The sequence below is a fragment of the Sphingomonas aerolata genome, from assembly GCF_003046295.1.
Taxonomy (GTDB): domain Bacteria; phylum Pseudomonadota; class Alphaproteobacteria; order Sphingomonadales; family Sphingomonadaceae; genus Sphingomonas; species Sphingomonas aerolata.
In genome coordinates, this window is the sequence record NZ_PZZN01000001.1 from 506,238 (window position 1) to 525,137 (window position 18,900).

Consider the following 18,900-nt stretch of genomic DNA (forward strand, 5'->3'; position numbering starts at 1 on the left):
CATGGCGGTCTATACGCAGGTCTCGGCCGAGGCGCTTGGAACGTTCCTCGCGCGGTACGACCAGGGTGTGCTGGTCTCCGCCAAGGGGATCGCCGAGGGGGTGCAGAACAGCAACTACCTTGTCGAGACCACCGCGGACCGGTTCATCCTGACGCTGTATGAGGAATGGACGTCGACCGACGACCTGCCCTTTTTCCTCGCGATGCTCGATCATCTGGCCGCGGCGGGCAATCCGGTGCCGCGCGCGCTGCCCGATCGCGACGGTCTCGCGATCCAGCAGCTCGCCGGGCGCTCGGCCTGTCTGATCGAATTCCTGACCGGCGTGTCGGTGTCGCACCCGACCCCCGCACAGGCACGCGCGGCCGGCGCGGCGATGGGCCAGCTCCATGCCGGGCTGGCGGACTTCGCACCGACCCGCGCGAACCCGCTGGGCGCCGACACCTGGCGCCCGCTGCTCGAGCGATGCGGCGCGGGGATCGACACGATCGCGCCCGGGCTGTTTGCGCGGATCGAGGCAGCGCTGGCGCGGGTGCTGGCACAGTGGCCGCGCGACCTGCCGGTGGCGGCGATCCATACGGACCTGTTCCCCGACAATGTCCTGATGCTCGGCGACCGCGTGACCGGGGTGATCGACTTCTACTTCGCCTGCACCGATATCCGCGCCTATGATCTGGCGGTGATGCACAGCGCCTGGGCGTTCGACGCGACCGGCGAGCGTTACGATCCCGCGATCGGCGCGGCGCTGATCGCGGGCTATGAAAGCCGGTTCGCGCTGTCCGAGGCGGAGCGTGCCGCGCTGCCGATCCTCGCGCAGGGCGCCTGCCTGCGCTTCCTGCTGACGCGCGCCTGGGACTGGGTCAACACGCCGGCCGATGCGCTGGTGACGCGCAAGGATCCGCTCGCCTATTGGCGGCGGCTCGAAGCCTATCTCAAGGACGACCTGTTCGCATGACCGACGACGCTGCCGCGACAATGATGACCAAGGTCGAGATCTATACCGATGGCGCCTGCAAGGGGAATCCGGGACCGGGCGGCTGGGGCGCGGTGATCCGGATGGGCGCGCACGAGAAGGAATTGTCGGGCGGCGAGCCGCAGACGACGAACAACCGGATGGAGATGACCGCGGCGATCGAGGCGCTCAACATCCTCACCCGGCCCTGCGCGGTGACGCTGTACACCGACAGCAAATATGTGATGGATGGCCTGACCAAATGGGTGAAGGGCTGGCAGCGCAACGGCTGGAGGACCGCGGACAAGAAGCCGGTGAAGAATGCCGAGCTGTGGCACGCGCTGCTCGCCGCGGTCGCGCGGCACAAGATCGAGTGGCAATGGGTCAAGGGTCATGCCGGCCACCCCGAGAACGAGCGCGCCGACACGCTGGCGAGCAACGCCGCGATTGCGGCGATGACGCCCGGCCGCCGCTAGGCTGACACGAAACGGCGTTAGAAACGACGGGGCGAATAGCGGTGCGGATCGATCCCCGCCACCGCAGGATCAGGCGACGTCCCAAGCAGCAACGCGGCCGCAAGACGCGCCGCCGCCGGTGCGGTCTGGATGCCGAAACCGCCCTGCCCCGCGCACCAGAAGAAGCCGGGTTCGCTCGGGTCGAAGCCATAGACCGGCAGCCGGTCGGGCGCGAAGGTCCGCAGGCCCGCCCAGCGGCGTTCGACCTGCGTGACCTGCCAGTCGACCGCCTGTTCGAGCCGGTCGATCGCGATCGCGACGTCGATCTCCTCGGGCGCGGCATCACAGGGGTCGGTCGGCGTCTCATCATGCGGACTGAGCCACAGCCGCCCGCCGGGCTCGGGCTTGAAATAGAAGCCGCCTGAAATGTCGGCGACATGCGGCATGCCCCCCGCGGCTGGAGGATCGGTCCGCAACTGGACCATCGTCCGCCGGTAGGGCTGAAGTCCGATTGGTGCCACGCCCGCGCGCTGCGCGACGGTATCGGCCCAGGCCCCCGCCGCATTGACGAGTACGGCGGCCTGAAACGTCCCCGCCGCAGTCTCGATGCTCCAGTGCCCCGAGTCGCGGCGCGCCGCCTTCAGCGCGGCCCCGGTGACGAGATCGGCGCCGTCCCGCCGCGCGGTCGCCAGGTCGCGCGCGTGCAGTCCGGCGACGTCGATATAGGCGCAACTCGGCTCGTGCACGCCCAGCGTCCAGTCGGGGCGCAGCCCGGGGAGGAACGCCGCCGGATCGACCCGGTCGAGCTGCACGTCGCTGTCGGAGAACTCGGCAAGAAACCGGTCGATCGCGGGCGCGTGCTGCGCACGGCCGATATGCAGCGATCCCAGCGGCTGGAGATGCCCCCCGGCCCTGAGCACCGGCCCCGAGGCGGTCGTCAGCGGCTGGATGTCGGGGCCACCATAGGTTTCCGACCAGAAGGCCGCGGACCGCCCCGTCGCGTGGTAGCCCGGCATATCCTCCGCCTCGAGCAGCAGCACGCGCGCATGCGGCGCTAGTAGCGCGGCGAGGCTGACCCCGGCCATTCCCGCGCCGACGATCGCGACGTCGTAGACGCTCATCGGCGCGGCACCGTGTCGTCGAGAAACGCGTCGAGCGCGGCCAGCGCACGGTCACGTACGGCATCCGATTCGCGCAGAATCTCATGCGCCGATTCAGGTCCGAACCGCACCAGCCGCGCGTCGCGCAGCCGCTCGACAATCCGGACCGCGGCATGCGGATCGACCAGCTTGTCGGCATCCGCGAGCAGCATCAGCACCGGCGTAGCGATCGTCTCGACGCGCGGATCACAGGCGAGCGCAGCGGACCCGGCGAATGCTTCGGACAGCCAAGTCCAGCTCGGCGGACCGAGCTGCAGGTCGGGCTGCGCCTCGTGCCACCAGCGTTCGTCGTGATAGCGGTCGGCGTCGTGAGTGAGCAGACGCTGGCGCGAGGCGACGGGCCCGGGCCGCTCGTTCTGGCGCCAGGCCGCGCGGATCGGCGCACGCCGCGCCATGTAGCGCGCGATCCGGCCGCTCAGCCGCGCGCCGAGTGGAGAGCGAAGGCCCAGCATCGGTGCGACAAGGATCGCCGCCGCCGGGTCGATCGTCCCCGCCGTCAGCGCGCGCATCACCATCAGCCCACCCATCGAATGACCAAGGATCGCTGTCGGAATGCCGCTATCCCCTTCGCCGCGCCACTGCTGCCAGAAGCCGGCGAGATCGGCATCGTAGGTCGCGAAGTCGTCGACATGGCCGACATAGGGGTCGGGGGACAGCCGCCCCGACCCGCCCTGCCCGCGCCAGTCGAGCGAGGTCACTGACCAGCCGACGCTGCGCAGATGCGCGATCGTCTCGAGATATTTCTCGAAACTGTCACCGCGGCCGGCCTGGAAGAGAAAGCGTCCGCGCGGGTTCGGTGCCGGCCAGTCGAACCGCCTCAGGCTCCAGCCATCGGGCGCAATCCAGCGGGTGACCCGGGCATCGTCGGGAATCGCGCGCCGACTCGCGGCTGGCACGATCGGTGCGACGGTGGTGCGGGCATGCGGACGGGCCGGACCGGAGGCGGGCCCGGAGGTCGGATCAGAATCGAACATCGGCGACACAGTTACTTTTTCGAAAGCCATACCCGCTAAATGTAGTGCATGGGGTCGACGTTTACTCTTCCAATTCTACTTTTTCTGCTCGCCGGGCTGCTTGTCCTCGCTGCGATCGAGGACGCACGGACGCGGGAGATCGCCAACGCGAAGACCGCCGCGATCGTGCTGCTCGCGCCCTTGTGGTGGTGGGCCAACGGCCTGTCACCCTGGCCCGACATGGCGATCCAGATCGGGATCGCCGCGGCGGTCTTCGCGCTGTTCTGCATCGCGTTTCATTTCGGGCTGATGGGCGGCGGCGACGTCAAGCTGATCGTCGCGCTGTCGCTGTGGCTGCCGTTCGGCGCGTTCATGGCGATGCTGATGGTGATGTCGATCGCGGGCGGCGTGCTGACCGCGGGGATGCTGATCGCAAGGAAGCTGGCCATGCGGCGCGCCGATTCGGGCGTCGAAAACGCCGCGATCGAGGTGCCCTACGGCATCGCGATCGCCTTTGCAGGGCTCGTCGCGGTCCACGAACCACTCCTTAACTCCCTGCGGTAGATACTTAATGTTCGATCAATCACACGGCGCCCGAAAGGCACGATGAGTCATGGATAGTCGCAAGCTCATATTGCTGATCGGTGCGTTGATCGTGGCGGCGGTCACGGCCTTCTTCGCCCGCACGCTGATCGCGGGCAGCGCAGCCCCGCAGGCGACCGCGGTGGCGATGCAGCCCGCCGTGATCGACGGCCCGGAAGTGCTGGTCGCGACCCGCGCGCTGCCGGTCGGCACGATCCTCGACGCGACCGCATTGAAGTTCCAGCCCTGGCCCAAGGAACTGGTCGACAACGCCTATTACCTGAAGGACAAGACCGACCTGAAGGCGCTGCAGGGCACCGTGGTGCGCAACATGATCACTGCGGGCCAGCCGGTGACGCAGGGCGCGCTGGTCAAGCCCGGCGACCGCGGCTTCCTCGCGGCCGCGCTCGGGCCCGGCATGCGCGCGGTGACGGTCCCCGTCTCGGAACAGGCGTCGGTCGCGGGCTTCGTGTTCCCGGGCGATCGGATCGATCTGGTGCTGACCCAGGCGGTGGCGGGCGGCGGCGACGGCGATCCGCTGAAGGTATCGGAGACGATCATGCGCAATGTGCGCGTGCTCGCGACCGACCAGCGCACCGACAACAAGGTCGGCGACGACGGCAAGACCGTCGTCAGCACCTTCTCGACGGTCACGGTCGAGACGACGCCCAAGATGGCCGAGGAGATCGCGGTCGCGCAGACGGTGGGGACGCTGTCGCTGTCGCTCCGCTCGATCGCGGACAATGCGGGCGAGCTCGAGGACGCGATCGCGTCGGGCAGCGTGAGCGTGCCCGCGGGGTCGGATCCCAAGGCGGAGCGCGCGATGCTGCTGCGTCTCGCGAGCCAGCCCTCGTCGGGAGCGAGCAGCTACGTCACCGGCGCGGACGTGTCGCGCTACCAGCGCAGCACCGTGCCGGGCAAGGCGGTCGCGTCCGGCGGTCCGGGGGGGGCGGCACAGATGATGATGCCGGCTGGCGTACCCGGCGGCGCGCCGGCGGGAGCCCCGTCGGGCGCGATCGCGTCGGGCCCGGTCGTCCGGGTCGCACGCGGCAACAGCATGACCATCGTTCCGGTGGGGGGGAAGTAAGATGCGTACGAGCATGACAGGGATGCGGGCGTCGCTCGGCTGGTCGTTCGCCGCGGTGCTCGCCGCGGCAGGCACCGCGCCCTCCGCGCCGGCCATCGCCCAGGCGCAGGTCTCGGCCGCTCCCGCCGGGCTGGTTCAGGTCAATACCGGGCGTGGCCGGCTGGTGACGCTGTCGCGGCCGATGAGCGACCTCTTCGTCGCCGACGACACGATCGCCGACGTCCAGGTCCGCTCGCCGACCCAGCTCTACATTTTCGGCAAGAAGACCGGTGAGACGACAATCTCGGCGACGGCCAAGGGCGGCGCGATCGTCTACAGCTCGACCGTCCGGGTCGGCAACAATCTCGATTCGATCCAGCAGATGCTCGGGCTGGCGATGCCCGAGGCGCAGGTCGTCGCGACGCCGATGAACGGGCTCGTCCTGCTCACCGGCACCGTCGCCGCGCCCGAGGACGCCGCGGAGGCCGAGCGGCTGGTCCAGGCCTTCGTCGGCGATGCGACCAAGGTCCTGTCGCGGCTCAAGACCGCGACGCCGCTGCAGGTCAATCTGCAGGTCCGCGTCGCCGAGGTTTCGCGCAGCTTCGTCAAGACGATCGGCGTCAACCTGACCAGCCGCGGATCGGGCAATTTCCTCTTCAACATCGCGCAGGGGCGGCAAGGCACCATCACCACGGTCCCCGGCGTCGTCGGGGTGCCCGGCACGGCGATCGACGCGAACGGCGCGCTGCCCGGCAACACGCTGTTCGGCTTCCCCGCCAAGTCCACCACCGGCTCCACGATCGGGATGGCCGGGCGCCTGCTGGGGCTCGACCTGCTCGCGGCGATCGATTTGGGCGAGCAGACCGGACAGGTCTCCACGCTCGCCAACCCGAACCTCACCGCGCTGTCGGGGGAGACGGGGACGTTCCTCGCGGGCGGCGAAGTGCCGATCCCGATCGCGCAGGCGCTGGGCACGGTGTCAGTGGAGTATAAGCAATATGGCGTCAGCTTGGCCTACACCCCGACCGTACTCTCTGACGGCCGCATCTCGCTGCGCGTCCGCCCGGAGGTCTCGCAGCTCGATTATTCCAACGCGGTCACGCTGAACGGCACCCGCGTGCCGGGGCTGACGACGCGGCGGACCGAGACGACGGTCGAGCTCGGCTCGGGCCAGAGCATGATGATCAGCGGGCTGCTGTCGAACAACCACAACAACACCTACGACAAGACGCCGGGGCTCGCGAGCCTGCCGATCATCGGCGCGCTGTTCCGGTCGAACAGCTTCCAGCGCAACGAGACCGAACTGGTGGTGATCATCACCCCCTATCTGGTCAAGCCGGTCAACAACCCGGCCGACATCGCGCTGCCCACCGACGGCTACAAGGCACCGACCGATGCTGGCCGGGTCCTGCTTGGCGATCTCGGCGGCGGAACGACGGGCGGGCGCCGGCCGGTGCCGAGCGTCGCGCCGATGGGCTATGCGAACCCCGCGATCGGCGCTGCCGCCCCGGTCGGCCCCATGCCGACCCGCGACCCGCAGCAGCCGGCCATCAAGACGGGCACCAAGCCGAAGACGAGCAAGGGCGCCGCACCGATGCCCGGCTTCTCCAACTGATCCCGCGCCGCGCCATGTTTCAAGGACTTCGCACGATGACGAAACACCCGATCCTGCTGCTATCGCTCGGATCCGCGCTGCTGCTCGGCGGCTGTATGGGAACCGAGAATCGCGGTCTCGAATCGGTCCACCAGCCGGTCGTGAGCCGCGCCAATTATGCGCTCGACCTCGGGACCGCCGGCGGCACGCTGGCGCAGGGCGAGGCGCGGCGGCTGGCGGGATGGATGACGACGATGCGGGTCGGCTATGGCGACCGCGTCGCGATCGACGATCCCGCGGGCCAAGCACCGATGGCGCGCGCCGAGATCGCCGACGTCGTCGCGGGCTATGGCCTGTTGCTGTCCCCCGACACCCCGGTCACGCAGGCGCCGGTCAGCCCCGGTGCGATCCGGATCGTCGTCACGCGGATGCGCGCCGATGTCCCCGGCTGCCCCGACTGGTCGCGCGACGCGAGCATCGACATCGCCAGCCACACCTCGTCCAACTATGGGTGCGCGATGAACCGCAACCTCGCGGCGATGGTCGCGCGGCCCGAGGATCTGGTCCGCGGTTCCGGCGACACCGAGACCTATGACCCGGCCTCCTCGTTCAAGGCGATCGACGTGTATCGCCGCGCGGTGCCGACCGGCGCAAACAACGCGCTGCGGTCCGAAACCACAGGGGGCAAGTGATGAACGCACCCTGGAAGCCCGCTGGCATCGCGCACCGCGAACCCTTCGCCGCCTATGTCTGCGACGAGGCGACCGCCGAGGCGCTGCGCCCGATCGCGGCCGAACTCGGCTGGTCGGTCGACAAGGTCAGCAAGGGCGGACTGCGCAACGCGATCCAGTCGCTGTCAGTGTCCGCCAGCCCGCAGATCCTGTTCGTCGACCTCGCCGAATCGGGCGATCCGCTCAACGACATCAACGCCCTGGCCGAAGTGTGCGAGCCCGGCACGGTGGTGATCGCGGCAGGCCAAGTGAACGATGTCCGGCTGTACCGCGATCTCGTCGCCAGCGGGATCCAGGACTATCTGCTCAAGCCGCTGCATCCCGACATGCTGCGCGAGGCGTTCGGTCATGCGCAGGCGATGCTCAGCGCGCCCAAGCATGTCGAACACGCCCCGGCGCGTCCGCAATGCTCGATCGCGATCATCGGCACGCGCGGCGGCGTCGGCGCATCGACGATCGCGACGTCGGTCGCCTGGCTGATCGCGGAGAAGGAACAGCGCGCGACCGCGCTGCTCGATCTCGACGTGCATTTCGGCACCGGCGCGCTGTCGCTCGATCTCGAGCCGGGCCGCGGACTGACCGATGCGATCGAGAATCCGAGCCGGATCGACGGGCTGTTCATCGAGCGCGCGATGGTCAAGGCGTCGGAGAAGCTGTCGGTGCTGAGCGCGGAGGCGCCGATCAACGCGCCGCTGATGACTGACGGCGCCGCCTTCTACCAGCTGCAGGAGGAGATGTGCGCGGCGTTCGACTGCACCATCGTCGACCTGCCGCGTGGTATGCTGGTCCAGCATCCGCATCTGATCAGCGAGGTCCACCTCGCGGTGCTCGTCACCGACCTGACGCTGGCGGCGGCGCGCGACACGATCCGCCTGCTGTCGTGGATGAAGTCCAACGCCCCGAAGACGCGGGTACTCGTGCTCGCCAACCGGATGCATGCCGGCGGCCAGCTCGAGATCAGTCGCAAGGATTTCGAGGGCTCGATCGAACGCCGGATCGATCATGTCGTGGTGTTCGACCAGAAGCTCGCGGCGCAGGCCGCCAAGCTCGGCAAGCCGATCGTCGAGGCCGGCAAGACGTCGAAGACGATCGCGCCGATCGTCGCGCTCGTCACCGAACTGATGGTCGCGGTCGATGCCACCGGTACGGAAGCTGCGAGCGCCAAGACGCCCCGCCGGTCGGGCGGCGTCTCGCTGCTCGGCAAGTTCAGCGACCTGAAGGGGCTGATGGCCAAGCGGGCGATCAAGTCGTGACGCCGCACGGGTCGCGGATGCGCGCTGATCGGGCGCAGAGGGCCTAGGCGACGATGGACATCCTTCCCGTCATCATGGTCGCGCTGGGCGGCTGCACCGTGCTCGGCCTGCTGCTGTACGCCTTCGCCGGCCCCTCCGCGGGACGCGCGCAGACGCGCCGGGTCGCGTCGCTGCGCATGCGCCACGGCGACGGCGTCGCCATGCCCGAGGCGCAGATGCGGCGGATCGCGATGGCGGGCGACACGCGGATGGATCTGGCGGTCGGGCGGTTCCTGCCCAACCGTGCCGAGCTTGCCAAGCGGCTGGCGATGACCGGCAAGGACTGGACCGTCGGCCAATATGGCATGGCGACCGCCGGGCTGACGCTGGTCGTCGCATTCCTGATGCTGGTGCGTGGCATGCCGATCTTCCTCGCGCTGTTCGTCGGCCTGTTCGTCGGCATCGGCATCCCGCATCTGGTGGTCGGCAAGGTCCTCAAGCGCCGGGTCGCCAAGTTCACGCAGAAGTTTCCCGACGCGATCGAGCTGCTGGTGCGCGGCTTGCGCTCCGGTCTGCCGATCAGCGAGACGATCGGCGTCGTCGGCGCCGAGGTCGATGGTCCGGTCGGCGAGGAATTCCGATCGGTCAGCGACAAGATGAAGATCGGCCGGACGATGGACGTCGCGCTGCAGGAGACCGCGGACCGGCTCGGCACGCCCGAATTCCAGTTCTTCGTCATCACCATCGCGATCCAGCGCGAGACCGGCGGCAATCTGGCCGAGACGCTCGCCAACCTCGCCCACGTGTTGCGGATGCGCGCGCAGATGAAGCTGAAGATCAAGGCGATGTCGTCCGAATCCAAGGCGTCGGCCTATATCATCGGCGCGCTGCCGTTCATCGTGTTCGGGCTGATCTGGTTCATCAACGGGACGTACATGCAGAAGTTCTTCATCGACGAACGGCTGATGGTGATCGGCATGGGCGGGCTGTGCTGGATGGCGATCGGGTCGTTCATCATGTCCAAGATGATCAGCTTCGAGATTTAGGATCAGGATGATGGGTGAGACCGCCGGACCTATGCTGCTCGGATTCGACGTCCTGTGGGTCGCGACGATCCTGTCGGGAATCGCCGCCTTCGCGGTGATGGTGGCGATCTATGCCGCCACCACGGTCAGCGATCCGATGGCCAAGCGGGTCAAGGCGCTCAACGATCGTCGTGAACAGTTGAAAGCGGGCATCACCGCCTCGACCAAGCGCCGTGCCAAGCTCGTGCAGCGCCACGATGCCGCCGACCGTATGCGCGGCTGGCTGTCGTCGATGAAGGTCCTGCAGGACAGCCAGGTCAAGGCGGTCCAGGTCAAGCTGGCGCAGGCGGGGATCCGCTCGAAGGAATGGGCGCCCGCGGTGATCTTCGGCCGGCTCGTCCTGCCGATCGTGGTCGGCGGCGCGATGGTCATCTGGGTCTATGGCACGGACGGCTTCGCGACGTGGAGCCCGCTCAAGAAATACGGTCTCGTCGCGGTCAGCTTCATCCTCAGCTACAAGGCCCCCGACCTGTATCTCGACAACAAGATCACCAAGCGCACCGATGCGATCCGCAAGGGCTTGCCCGACGCGCTCGACCTGCTGGTGATCTGCGCGGAGGCGGGGCTGACGATCGATGCGGCGTTCCACCGCGTGGCGCGCGAACTCGGCCGCGCCTATCCCGAACTGGGCGAGGAATTCACGCTGACCGCGATCGAACTGGGCTTCCTGACCGACCGGCGCAGCGCGTTCGAGAATCTCGCCGGCCGTGTGAAGCTCGACGCGGTGAAGGGCGTCGTCACGACGATGGTCCAGACCGAGAAATACGGCACCCCTCTCGCCTCGGCACTCCGCGTGCTGTCGAACGAGTTTCGCAACGAACGGATGATGCGCGCCGAGGAAAAGGCCGCGCGGCTGCCGGCGATCATGACCGTGCCGCTGATCCTGTTCATCCTGCCCGTGCTGTTCGTCGTCATCCTCGGGCCGGCGGCCTGTTCGATCTCGGATGCGTTGCTCAAGAGCTGAGGCAACCCCAGCCGCAGCGGTTCGTTGAGCCCCCGTAACAGGAGGGTTTTCACGATGCCGTTGTTTTCCACACCGACGCAGTTCGCCGCACTGGGGCTGGTCCTGATCGCGGGCTGGCTGCTGGGCCTCGCCAGCCATCCCGGCGGCAAGAAGTGGAAGGCGCGCTATCTTGCCGAGCGCGATGCGCATGGCGCGACCCGTAAGGAGACCGACCTGCGCGCGAGTGCCGCCGAACAGCGTGCGGTCGAGGCCGAGCATGAGAATGCGCGGCTGGTGAAGGCGGCAGCGGCAGCGCCGGTGGCGGCCCCCGTGGCAGCGCCCGTTGCACGGACGACGGCGGCGCCTGTCTCGCGTGATCGGGATGTGGCCTATTCGGACGGCTATGCGACGGGCCGACCGGCCTATGCGAGCGACGGGTCAAAGCGCGGCTGGTTCGACTTCAACCAGCGTCGGTGAGCGTTCGGGGGGGCGTTGTTCCCCCACTCCTCGTTCTCCCGCGAAGGCGGGAGCCCAGTCTGGATCCCCGCCTTCGCGGGGAAACACTCTTTTGCACTACCCCGGCGGAAGCCGGGGCCCAGTTGGGGATGTTTGGTAACTGTGGACGGTCCCTAGTTACTCTCGACATTCCACCTGGGCCCCGGCCTTCGCCGGGGTGGCGTTTATCGGGTGAGTTGGACGTTACTGCTTGTTGAGCGCAGCCTGCGCCGCCGCGAGCCGCGCAATCGGCACGCGGTACGGGCTCGCCGACACGTAATCGAGCCCGACCTTCTCGCAGAACGCGATGCTCGCCGGATCACCGCCATGCTCGCCGCAGATGCCGAGCTTGATGCCCGAGCGCGTCTTGCGGCCACGCTCTGCGGCGATCTCGATCAGTTCGCCGACACCCTCGACGTCGATGCTGACGAACGGGTCCTTCGCATAGATGCCCTGTTCGACATAGGCGCCGAGGAACCGCGCCGCGTCGTCCCGGCTGACGCCCAGAGTCGTCTGCGTCAGGTCGTTGGTGCCGAACGAGAAGAACTCGCCGACTTCCGCGATCTCCCCTGCCCGCAGTGCGGCGCGGGGCAGCTCGATCATCGTGCCGACCAGATATTCGATCGTCCGGCCCTTGTCGGCGAACACCGCCTGCGCCGCCTTGTCGACGACCGCCTTCATCAGCTCCAGCTCGCGGCGGGTCGCCACCAGCGGGATCATGACCTCGGGGATCGGGGCCGCGCCAGACTTCTCCGCGACGTCGACCGCCGCCTCAAAGATCGCACGCGCCTGCATCTCGTAGATCTCGGGATAGGTCACGCCGAGACGGCAGCCGCGATGGCCGAGCATCGGGTTGAACTCGTGCAGTTCCGCCGCGCGACGCTTGAGCGTGTCGACGTCGATCCCGGCCGCGGTCGCGACTTCGGCGAATTCGGACTCCTCGTGCGGCAGAAATTCGTGGAGCGGCGGATCGAGCAGACGGATCGTCACCGGCAGCCCGGCCATCACTTCGAGGATCTCGGTGAAGTCCTTGCGCTGTTCGGGGAGCAGCTTCTCGAGCGCGGCGCGGCGGCCCTTCTCGTCGCTCGCCAGGATCATCTGGCGGACGTTGGTGATGCGGCTGCTCTCGAAGAACATGTGCTCGGTGCGGCACAGCCCGACGCCCTCCGCGCCGAACTCGCGCGCGACCCGGCAATCCTCGGGCGTCTCGGCATTAGCGCGGACCTTGAGGCGACGAACCTCGTCCGCCCAGGTCATCAGCGTGCCGAAATCACCCGACAGCTCGGGCTGCACGGTCGCGACCGCGCCGATCATCACCTCGCCGGTGCTCCCGTCGATCGTGAGCAGGTCGCCCTCCTTCACCTCGCGGCCGCCGCAGCGCATGATCTTCGCCTTGGTGTCGATCGACAGCGTCCCCGCGCCCGAGACGCACGGGCGCCCCATGCCGCGCGCGACGACCGCCGCATGGCTGGTCATCCCGCCGCGCGCGGTCAGGATGCCGCGCGCCGCGTGCATACCGTGAATGTCGTCGGGCGAGGTTTCGGTCCGGACGAGGATCACCGCGACGCCGTCGGCGGCCTTCTTCTCCGCCGCATCCGCGTCGAACACCACCGCGCCCGAGGCTGCTCCCGGCGATGCGGGAAGCCCCTTGGTCAGCACGTCGCGCTTGGCATTGGGATCGAGCGTCGGGTGGAGCAGCTGATCGAGCGCCATCGGCTCGACGCGCAGGATCGCTTCCTCGCGCGTGATCAGCCCCTCATTCGCCATGTCGACCGCGATCTTGAGCGCGGCCTTGGCGGTCCGCTTGCCCGCGCGCGTCTGGAGCATCCAGAGCTTGGTCTTCTCGACCGTGAACTCGATGTCCTGCATGTCGCGGTAATGGTTTTCGAGCGTGTCGAACACGCCCGCGAGCTGGCCGTACACCTCGGGCATCGCCTCTTCCATCGAGGCGGCCTTGGCGCCGGCATCCTCGCGCGCGACCTTGGTCAGATATTGCGGGGTGCGAATGCCCGCGACGACGTCCTCGCCCTGCGCATTGATCAGGAACTCGCCGTAATAGGCGCGGTCGCCCTTCGACGGATCGCGCGTGAACGCGACGCCGGTCGCCGAGGTGTCGCCCATGTTGCCGAACACCATCGCCTGGATGTTGACCGCAGTGCCCCAGCTGGCGGGGATGTCGTTGAGCCGGCGATAGACCTTCGCGCGCTCCGACTGCCACGAGCCGAACACCGCGCCGACCGCGCCCCAGAGCTGGTCGTGGACGTCCTGCGGGAAGGGCTTGCCCCAGAGCTTTTCGACGAGGCCCTTATATTCGGTCACCAGCGCGCGCAGGTCGTCCGCGCTCAGCTCGGTGTCGAGCGTGAAGCCCTGATCTTCCTTGGCGATCTCGAGCGCTTCCTCGAACGCGCCGTGATCGAGCTCGAGGACGACGTCGGCGTACATCTGGATGAAGCGGCGATAGCTGTCCCACGCAAAGCGCGCGTCCTCGGACTTGGCGGCGAGGCCCTCGACCGTCTCGTCATTGAGCCCGAGGTTGAGGACGGTGTCCATCATTCCCGGCATCGAGGCGCGGGCACCCGAGCGGACCGAAACGAGCAGCGGGTCAGCGGCGTCGCCGAACATCTTGCCGGTCACGCCCTCGATATGCGCGAGGCCGGTGGCGACCTCGTCGCGCAGGCCCTGCGGGAACTGGCCGCCCTCGTCATAATAGACCGCGCAGAAATCGGTCGAGATCGTGAAGCCCGGCGGCACCGGCAGGCCGATCGACGCCATCTCGGCGAGGTTCGCGCCTTTGCCACCGAGCAGGTTCTTGTCGCCCTTGCCGCCGTCCGAAACACCGCCGCCGAAACGGTACACATATTGGGTCATCGCAGGTCCTCTAGGTGTTGTTGCGCGCAAGGCGGCAGAGATTGTCTTTGCAAGCGGGGCGGGTCAGCCCTCGATCTTCGAAAAGTCCGCGACGTTGTGCACTGCGGCGCGAATACGCTCAAGTAGCGCGAGACGGGCGGAGCGCTTGGCGGGATCGGGGTCGTTGACGATAACGCTATCAAAGAACGCATCGATCGGCGCCCGCAGCGACGCGAGCGCGGCCATCGCCGCGGCGAAATCTTCGGCCGCGATTGCTGCAGTTGCGCGGGGTTCGGCGGAGTCGAGTGCAGACTGGAGCGCGGCCTCTGCGGGTTCGGGGGTGTAGGACAGCGGGTTATGCACGCCCTCGCCTTCCGTTCCCCCGCGAAGGCGGGGGTCCAGGCCCGCACCCTCCCAGGTTTCGTCGCCACCGGGTCCCTGGGCCCCCGCCTTCGCGGGGGAACTGGCAGGGGCTTCCTTCTTCAGGATATTGGCCGCGCGCTTGTACCCGGCGAGCAGGTTCTTCCCGTCCTCGGTGGTCACGAACGCCTGGAGTGCGTGGACGCGCGCGAGCAGGCGGACGAGATCGTCCTCGCCGCCGAGCGCGAACACCGCGTCGATCAGGTCGTGACGGACACCGGCGTCGCGTTGCTGGACTTTCATTCGCTCGGTTAAGAAGGCAAACACATCCCCTGCCCGTTCCAAGGTATGCTGCTGAAACGCAACGACATACTTGATAACAGCAGACAGCTCTTGCGCATAATATGATCGCCCCCCGTTCTCCTGCATGCGGAAGGGCTCACCGTTATCCAGTAGTTGATATGGATAGGGGGTTAGGCTGGCGTTGTACCAATCATCAGCCCAGTATTGTTCATCTGGATGCAACGTAGCTTTAACAGCATCGCGACTTAAGCGTCCGAGTGCAGCCTCGATTACACTACGCACCCCAGCCCGGATGTCATTAGTAGCAACCAAGCGGATGATGCCCAACGCAGCCCGCCGGAGCGCAAACGGATCCTTAGAACCTGTTGGCGGCTCATTGATCGCAAAAAATGCCACCAACGTATCCAGCTTGTCCGCCAGCGACACCGCCACCGTCACCGGGTCAGTCGGGACATCATCGCCCTGCCCGACCGGCTTGTAATGGTCGCGGATCGCGGCAGCGACGGCGGGGTGCTCGCCTTGGGCTGCGGCGTAGTAGCCGCCCATCAGGCCCTGCAATTCGGGGAACTCGCCGACCATGCCGGTGACGAGATCCGCCTTGGCGAGACGCGCGGCGCGTTCGGCGAGGTCTGCAAGCCCCTCCCCTTCAGGGGAGGGGTTGGGGTGGGGGCCGCCCGCGGAGACGGACGTGAGCGAATGCGGTGAGGCCCCACCCCCGGCCCCTCCCCTGAAGGAGAGGGGGGCAGAAGTTACAATACCCTCTTCGACCAGCCAGCAGGCGAGCTTGGCGACGCGGTCGACCTTGTCGGCCACCGTACCGAGCTTCTCGTGAAAGACGATCTTTTCGAGCTTCTCCGCCTGCTCGGCGAGCGGCACCTTCAGGTCGGTGTCGTAGAAGAACTTCGCATCCGACAGACGCGCGGCGAGGACCTTGCGGTTGCCCTCGACGATCTTCGCGCCACCGTCGTGCGCAGCGATGTTAGCGGTACAGACGAACGCGTTCGCTAGGGTCCCGTCGGCGCTGCGGCAGACGAAATATTTCTGGTTCACGCGCGCGGTGAGCTGGATCACCTCGGGCGGCACGTCGAGAAACGCGGGATCGAACCGGCCGAGCAGCGGGATCGGCCATTCGGTGAGCCCGTCATTCTCGGCGACGAGGCCCTCGTCCTCGATCAGTTCGAGCCCGGCCTGCATCGCCGCCTCGCGCGCGTGATCGCGGATCAGCGTCGCGCGCTCGTCCTGGTCGACGATGACGTGGCAGGCGCGCAGCTTCTCGACATAGTCGTGCGCGCCGCCAATCGTGATCTGGTACGGATGGTGGAAGCGGTGGCCGAGCGTGGCAGCGCCGCTTGCGATGCCGGCGATCTCGAACGGCACGATCGTCTCGCCGAGCAGCGCGACGATGCCCTGCAGCGGGCGGACCCAGCGCAGCGATTCGGTGCTGGCGGAGGCATCGCCCCAGCGCATCGACTTGGGCCAGGGAAACGCGCGGACGATCGCGGGGATCGCCTCGGCAAGCACGTCCGCGGTGGCGCGGCCGGGCTTTTCGGTGACCGCGAAGAACGTGCCGCCGCGATCGACCAGCTGCTCGCGCGTGAGGCCGGTCTTGCGCAGGAACCCTTCGAGCGCCTGCGGGGGTGCCGACGTCTTGGGGCCCTTCACCTCTTCGGAGACGGCGGCGGTCTCGATCGGCAGGTCGCGTGCGATCAGCGCCAGGCGGCGCGGCGTCGCGTAGGTGACGATATCGCTGGTGGCGATCCCGGCCTTGGCGAGCTCGGCGCTGAACAGCCTGGCAAGGTCTTCACGCGCCTTCGCCTGCATGCGGGCGGGAATTTCTTCGGAGCGGAGCTCCAGGAGGAAGTCGGTCATTCGGGCTCACCGGTCGGAGCAAAAACACTCTGCGCTCTCTGCGCCTCTGCGCGAGATTCTGTTCGCGCAGAGGCGCAGAGGACGCGGAGAGAAGAAGAGATACAGCCTGCGGCACGAGGACGGGTCATGCCGCCCATCCGTGCTTGTCCATCCACGCAGCGCAGGCGCCTTTGGCGAGGTCGCGGACGCGGCCCATATAGGCCTGGCGTTCGGCGACCGAGATCACACCGCGCGCCTGCAGCAGGTTGAAGATGTGGCTGGCCTTGATCGCCTGCTCATAGGCCGGGATCGGCAGCTTGTGGCTCAAGCTGTTCTCGCATTCGGCGACATGCTTGCGGAACTGGTCGAACAGCGAGTCCGTGTCGGCGACCTCGAAGTTCCACTTCGACATCTCCTGCTCGTTCTCCAGGAACACCTCGCCATACGTCACCCCGGCGTCGTTGAACGCGAGGTCGTAGACGCTGTCCTTGTCCTGGATATACATCGCGAGCCGTTCGAGCCCGTAGGTCAGCTCGCCCGCGACGGGCTTCATGTCGAAGCCGCCCATCTGCTGGAAATAGGTGAACTGCGTCACCTCCATGCCGTCGCACCAGACCTCCCAGCCGAGCCCCCAGGCACCGAGCGTCGGGCTTTCCCAATCGTCCTCGACGAAGCGGATGTCGTGCTTCAGCATGTCGATGCCGATCGCAGCGAGCGAGCCCAGATAGAGTTCCTGGAGGTTCGCCGGCGATGGCTTCAGGATCACCTGATACTGGTAATAATGCTGGAGCCGGTTCGGATTTTCGCCGTAGCGGCCATCCGTGGGACGGCGACAGGGCTGGACGAACGCGGCGTTCCACGGTTTCGGACCGAGCGCGCGCAGCGTCGTCGCGGTGTGGAACGTGCCCGCACCCATTTCCATGTCATAGGGCTGCAGGATCAGGCACCCGTGCTCGCTCCAATAGTCATGGAGCGTGAGGATCATGCGCTGGAAGCTAAGAGGCTTTTTCAGGGGCTGGGTCACGCGCGGGCTTTGGCGGATGGGGGTGCGCGAGGCAAGTGGTGCGTTGCGATCGCGCATCCTACATGGGGCCGACCAACGATGAGGATGCCCTCCCCTTGAAGCTGTTTTCCCGACTCGCGTCGCTTCGATCCGCCCCGCTGCGCTCGACGCTGTCCGCCATCGCGATGGCGTTCGCGCTGCCCGCCTGCGCGCAGGTCGCGCCCAAGCCCGTGGAGGCAGCGAACGATGCCGATCCCGCCCTGTGGGTGGTGAAGGACAAGGACACGACGATCTACCTGTTCGGGACGATCCATGTGCTCAAACCCGGCATGACCTGGTTCGACGAGGCGGTGAAGACCGCGTTCGACCGCTCGCAGCAGGTCGTGCTCGAGCTGGTGATGCCCGATCCCGCCAAGATGCAGACCCTGGTCATGGCGACCGGCGTCACGAAAGACGGGCCGACGTTGACCGAACAGATCCCGGCGGACAAGCGCGCCGCCTATGCCAAGGCGGTGACCGATCTGGGGCTGCCGGCGAACGCGTTCGACCGGTTCCGCCCGTGGCTCGCGGCGACCAACCTGTCGATCGCGCCGCTGTCGAAGCTTGGCTATGACGCCGCGAACGGGCCCGAGCAGGTGATCACTGCCGCGGCCAAGGCGGCGGGGAAGCCGGTGACGGGGCTGGAGACGGCGGAACAGCAGCTGGGCTATTTCGGCGGGCTGTCGCAACAGGCACAGCTGCAGTTCCTCGGCAGCACGATCGACGAACTGCCCAAGCTCGAGACGACGATGGCGACGATGGTCGACGAATGGGCGAAGGGCGATCCCGAGGCGCTCGCGCGCGAAATGAACGAAAGCCTGAAGGACTCGCCCGAGGTGGCAAAGGCCCTGCTGATCGATCGCAACGCCCGATGGGCGGAGTGGGTCGCGAACCGGATGAAGTCGCCGGGGACGGTGTTCGTCGCGGTCGGCGCCGGCCATCTGGCGGGGCAGGACAGCCTTCAGGCGCAACTGGCGAAGCTCGGGGTGAAGGCGGAGCGGGTGCAGTATTGAGCGACTTACCCTCTCCCCTCAGGGGAGAGGGAGGGAGGAGCCGCAGGCGACGGAAGGGTGAGGGCACGCGTTTCGGGCACACCGTGCCCTCACGCTCCCACGTGCAAGAGCACGCGGGCCCCTCCCTCTCCCCCGGGGGGAGAGGGTGTAGTTGATTAAAACGTGCACTTCCGCTATGCGCCCGCGCTTCCGGTCCATGGTCATCCCTGGAGGCGTGGGCGGGAAGAACAACAAACGAGTTT

At 67.5% G+C, this 18,900-nt stretch carries 16 protein-coding genes; 11 read left to right on the top strand and 5 right to left on the bottom strand.

The window, feature by feature from the left end; translation table 11 throughout:
* Position 1 precedes the first annotated feature (1 nt).
* On the top strand, positions 2–952 hold the full coding sequence (gene thrB, locus C8J24_RS02405) for a homoserine kinase (RefSeq protein WP_107930031.1): 951 nt from the start codon (positions 2–4) through the stop codon (positions 950–952).
* The gene (gene rnhA, locus C8J24_RS02410) at positions 949–1,425 is read left to right on the top strand and encodes a ribonuclease HI (RefSeq protein WP_414711881.1); all 477 of its coding nucleotides are present in this window, start codon (positions 949–951) and stop codon (positions 1,423–1,425) included. The genes thrB and rnhA overlap by 4 nt, the downstream gene beginning before the upstream one ends.
* A 17-nt stretch (positions 1,426–1,442) precedes the next feature.
* On the opposite strand, the gene C8J24_RS02415 is transcribed toward rnhA, so the two are convergent.
* The gene (locus C8J24_RS02415) at positions 1,443–2,525 is read right to left on the bottom strand and encodes an NAD(P)/FAD-dependent oxidoreductase (protein ID WP_107930033.1); all 1,083 of its coding nucleotides are present in this window, start codon (positions 2,523–2,525) and stop codon (positions 1,443–1,445) included.
* On the bottom strand, positions 2,522–3,538 hold the full coding sequence (locus C8J24_RS02420) for an alpha/beta fold hydrolase (RefSeq protein ID WP_107930036.1): 1,017 nt from the start codon (positions 3,536–3,538) through the stop codon (positions 2,522–2,524). Before C8J24_RS02420 ends, C8J24_RS02415 begins: the two co-directional genes overlap by 4 nt.
* A 48-nt stretch (positions 3,539–3,586) precedes the next feature.
* Here C8J24_RS02420 and C8J24_RS02425 point away from each other — a divergent pair, with 48 nt between their 5' ends.
* From C8J24_RS02425 to C8J24_RS02460, 8 genes are read left to right on the top strand one after another with little or no spacing between them, the layout of a single operon-like run.
* Positions 3,587–4,081, top strand: coding sequence for an A24 family peptidase (locus tag C8J24_RS02425; protein ID WP_031395063.1), 495 nt, complete (start codon positions 3,587–3,589; stop codon positions 4,079–4,081).
* A gap of 49 nt (positions 4,082–4,130) precedes the next feature.
* Complete coding sequence (cpaB, locus tag C8J24_RS02430) at positions 4,131–5,186, top strand: Flp pilus assembly protein CpaB (protein ID WP_107930038.1); 1,056 nt, start codon at positions 4,131–4,133, stop codon at positions 5,184–5,186.
* 13 nt (positions 5,187–5,199) lie between these two features.
* Entirely contained in the window at positions 5,200–6,780 is a 1,581-nt protein-coding gene (locus C8J24_RS02435; RefSeq protein ID WP_107931411.1) for a type II and III secretion system protein family protein, read from the top strand.
* A 35-nt stretch (positions 6,781–6,815) separates the two neighbouring features.
* A complete protein-coding gene (locus tag C8J24_RS02440) occupies positions 6,816–7,451 on the top strand; it encodes a CpaD family pilus assembly protein (RefSeq protein WP_244180360.1) in 636 nt (211 codons plus the stop codon).
* Positions 7,451–8,743, top strand: coding sequence for a CpaE/TadZ family protein (locus tag C8J24_RS02445; protein ID WP_107930042.1), 1,293 nt, complete (start codon positions 7,451–7,453; stop codon positions 8,741–8,743). The genes C8J24_RS02440 and C8J24_RS02445 overlap by 1 nt, the downstream gene beginning before the upstream one ends.
* 53 nt (positions 8,744–8,796) lie before the next feature.
* A complete protein-coding gene (locus tag C8J24_RS02450) occupies positions 8,797–9,768 on the top strand; it encodes a type II secretion system F family protein (RefSeq protein ID WP_107930045.1) in 972 nt (323 codons plus the stop codon).
* Positions 9,769–9,775: 7 nt separating this feature from the next.
* A complete protein-coding gene (locus tag C8J24_RS02455) occupies positions 9,776–10,771 on the top strand; it encodes a type II secretion system F family protein (RefSeq protein ID WP_167396673.1) in 996 nt (331 codons plus the stop codon).
* Positions 10,772–10,825: 54 nt separating this feature from the next.
* Entirely contained in the window at positions 10,826–11,227 is a 402-nt protein-coding gene (locus C8J24_RS02460) for a hypothetical protein (protein ID WP_107930050.1), read from the top strand.
* A 222-nt stretch (positions 11,228–11,449) separates the two neighbouring features.
* On the opposite strand, the gene ppdK is transcribed toward C8J24_RS02460, so the two are convergent.
* From ppdK to C8J24_RS02475, 3 genes are all read right to left on the bottom strand, one after another.
* The gene (gene ppdK / locus C8J24_RS17685) at positions 11,450–14,113 is read right to left on the bottom strand and encodes a pyruvate, phosphate dikinase (protein WP_056406073.1); all 2,664 of its coding nucleotides are present in this window, start codon (positions 14,111–14,113) and stop codon (positions 11,450–11,452) included.
* Between the two features lie 63 nt (positions 14,114–14,176).
* Positions 14,177–16,624: a glycine--tRNA ligase subunit beta gene (gene glyS / locus C8J24_RS17690; protein WP_107930052.1), complete on the bottom strand. Its 2,448-nt coding sequence runs from the start codon at positions 16,622–16,624 to the stop codon at positions 14,177–14,179.
* A gap of 124 nt (positions 16,625–16,748) precedes the next feature.
* A complete protein-coding gene (locus tag C8J24_RS02475) occupies positions 16,749–17,588 on the bottom strand; it encodes a glycine--tRNA ligase subunit alpha (protein ID WP_107930054.1) in 840 nt (279 codons plus the stop codon).
* Between the two features lie 203 nt (positions 17,589–17,791).
* Between C8J24_RS02475 and C8J24_RS02480 the strand changes: the two genes are divergently transcribed.
* Positions 17,792–18,658 carry a TraB/GumN family protein gene (locus tag C8J24_RS02480; protein ID WP_107931412.1) on the top strand — a complete coding sequence of 289 codons (867 nt, stop codon included), beginning with the start codon at positions 17,792–17,794 and terminating at the stop codon, positions 18,656–18,658.
* Positions 18,659–18,900: the final 242 nt, after the last annotated feature.

Excerpts from the sequence above, each read along its gene's own strand:
- thrB (WP_107930031.1), top strand. The coding sequence starts at position 2 with ATGGCGGTCTATACGCAGGTCTCGGCCGAGGCGCTTGGAACGTTCCTC.
- rnhA (WP_414711881.1), top strand. The coding sequence starts at position 949 with ATGACCGACGACGCTGCCGCGACAATGATGACCAAGGTCGAGATCTAT.
- C8J24_RS02415 (WP_107930033.1), bottom strand. The coding sequence starts at position 2,525 with ATGAGCGTCTACGACGTCGCGATCGTCGGCGCGGGAATGGCCGGGGTC.
- C8J24_RS02420 (WP_107930036.1), bottom strand. The coding sequence starts at position 3,538 with ATGTTCGATTCTGATCCGACCTCCGGGCCCGCCTCCGGTCCGGCCCGT.
- C8J24_RS02425 (WP_031395063.1), top strand. The coding sequence starts at position 3,587 with ATGGGGTCGACGTTTACTCTTCCAATTCTACTTTTTCTGCTCGCCGGG.
- cpaB (WP_107930038.1), top strand. The coding sequence starts at position 4,131 with ATGGATAGTCGCAAGCTCATATTGCTGATCGGTGCGTTGATCGTGGCG.
- C8J24_RS02435 (WP_107931411.1), top strand. The coding sequence starts at position 5,200 with ATGACAGGGATGCGGGCGTCGCTCGGCTGGTCGTTCGCCGCGGTGCTC.
- C8J24_RS02440 (WP_244180360.1), top strand. The coding sequence starts at position 6,816 with ATGACGAAACACCCGATCCTGCTGCTATCGCTCGGATCCGCGCTGCTG.
- C8J24_RS02445 (WP_107930042.1), top strand. The coding sequence starts at position 7,451 with ATGAACGCACCCTGGAAGCCCGCTGGCATCGCGCACCGCGAACCCTTC.
- C8J24_RS02450 (WP_107930045.1), top strand. The coding sequence starts at position 8,797 with ATGGACATCCTTCCCGTCATCATGGTCGCGCTGGGCGGCTGCACCGTG.
- C8J24_RS02455 (WP_167396673.1), top strand. The coding sequence starts at position 9,776 with ATGATGGGTGAGACCGCCGGACCTATGCTGCTCGGATTCGACGTCCTG.
- C8J24_RS02460 (WP_107930050.1), top strand. The coding sequence starts at position 10,826 with ATGCCGTTGTTTTCCACACCGACGCAGTTCGCCGCACTGGGGCTGGTC.
- ppdK (WP_056406073.1), bottom strand. The coding sequence starts at position 14,113 with ATGACCCAATATGTGTACCGTTTCGGCGGCGGTGTTTCGGACGGCGGC.
- glyS (WP_107930052.1), bottom strand. The coding sequence starts at position 16,624 with ATGACCGACTTCCTCCTGGAGCTCCGCTCCGAAGAAATTCCCGCCCGC.
- C8J24_RS02475 (WP_107930054.1), bottom strand. The coding sequence starts at position 17,588 with ATGATCCTCACGCTCCATGACTATTGGAGCGAGCACGGGTGCCTGATC.
- C8J24_RS02480 (WP_107931412.1), top strand. The coding sequence starts at position 17,792 with ATGGCGTTCGCGCTGCCCGCCTGCGCGCAGGTCGCGCCCAAGCCCGTG.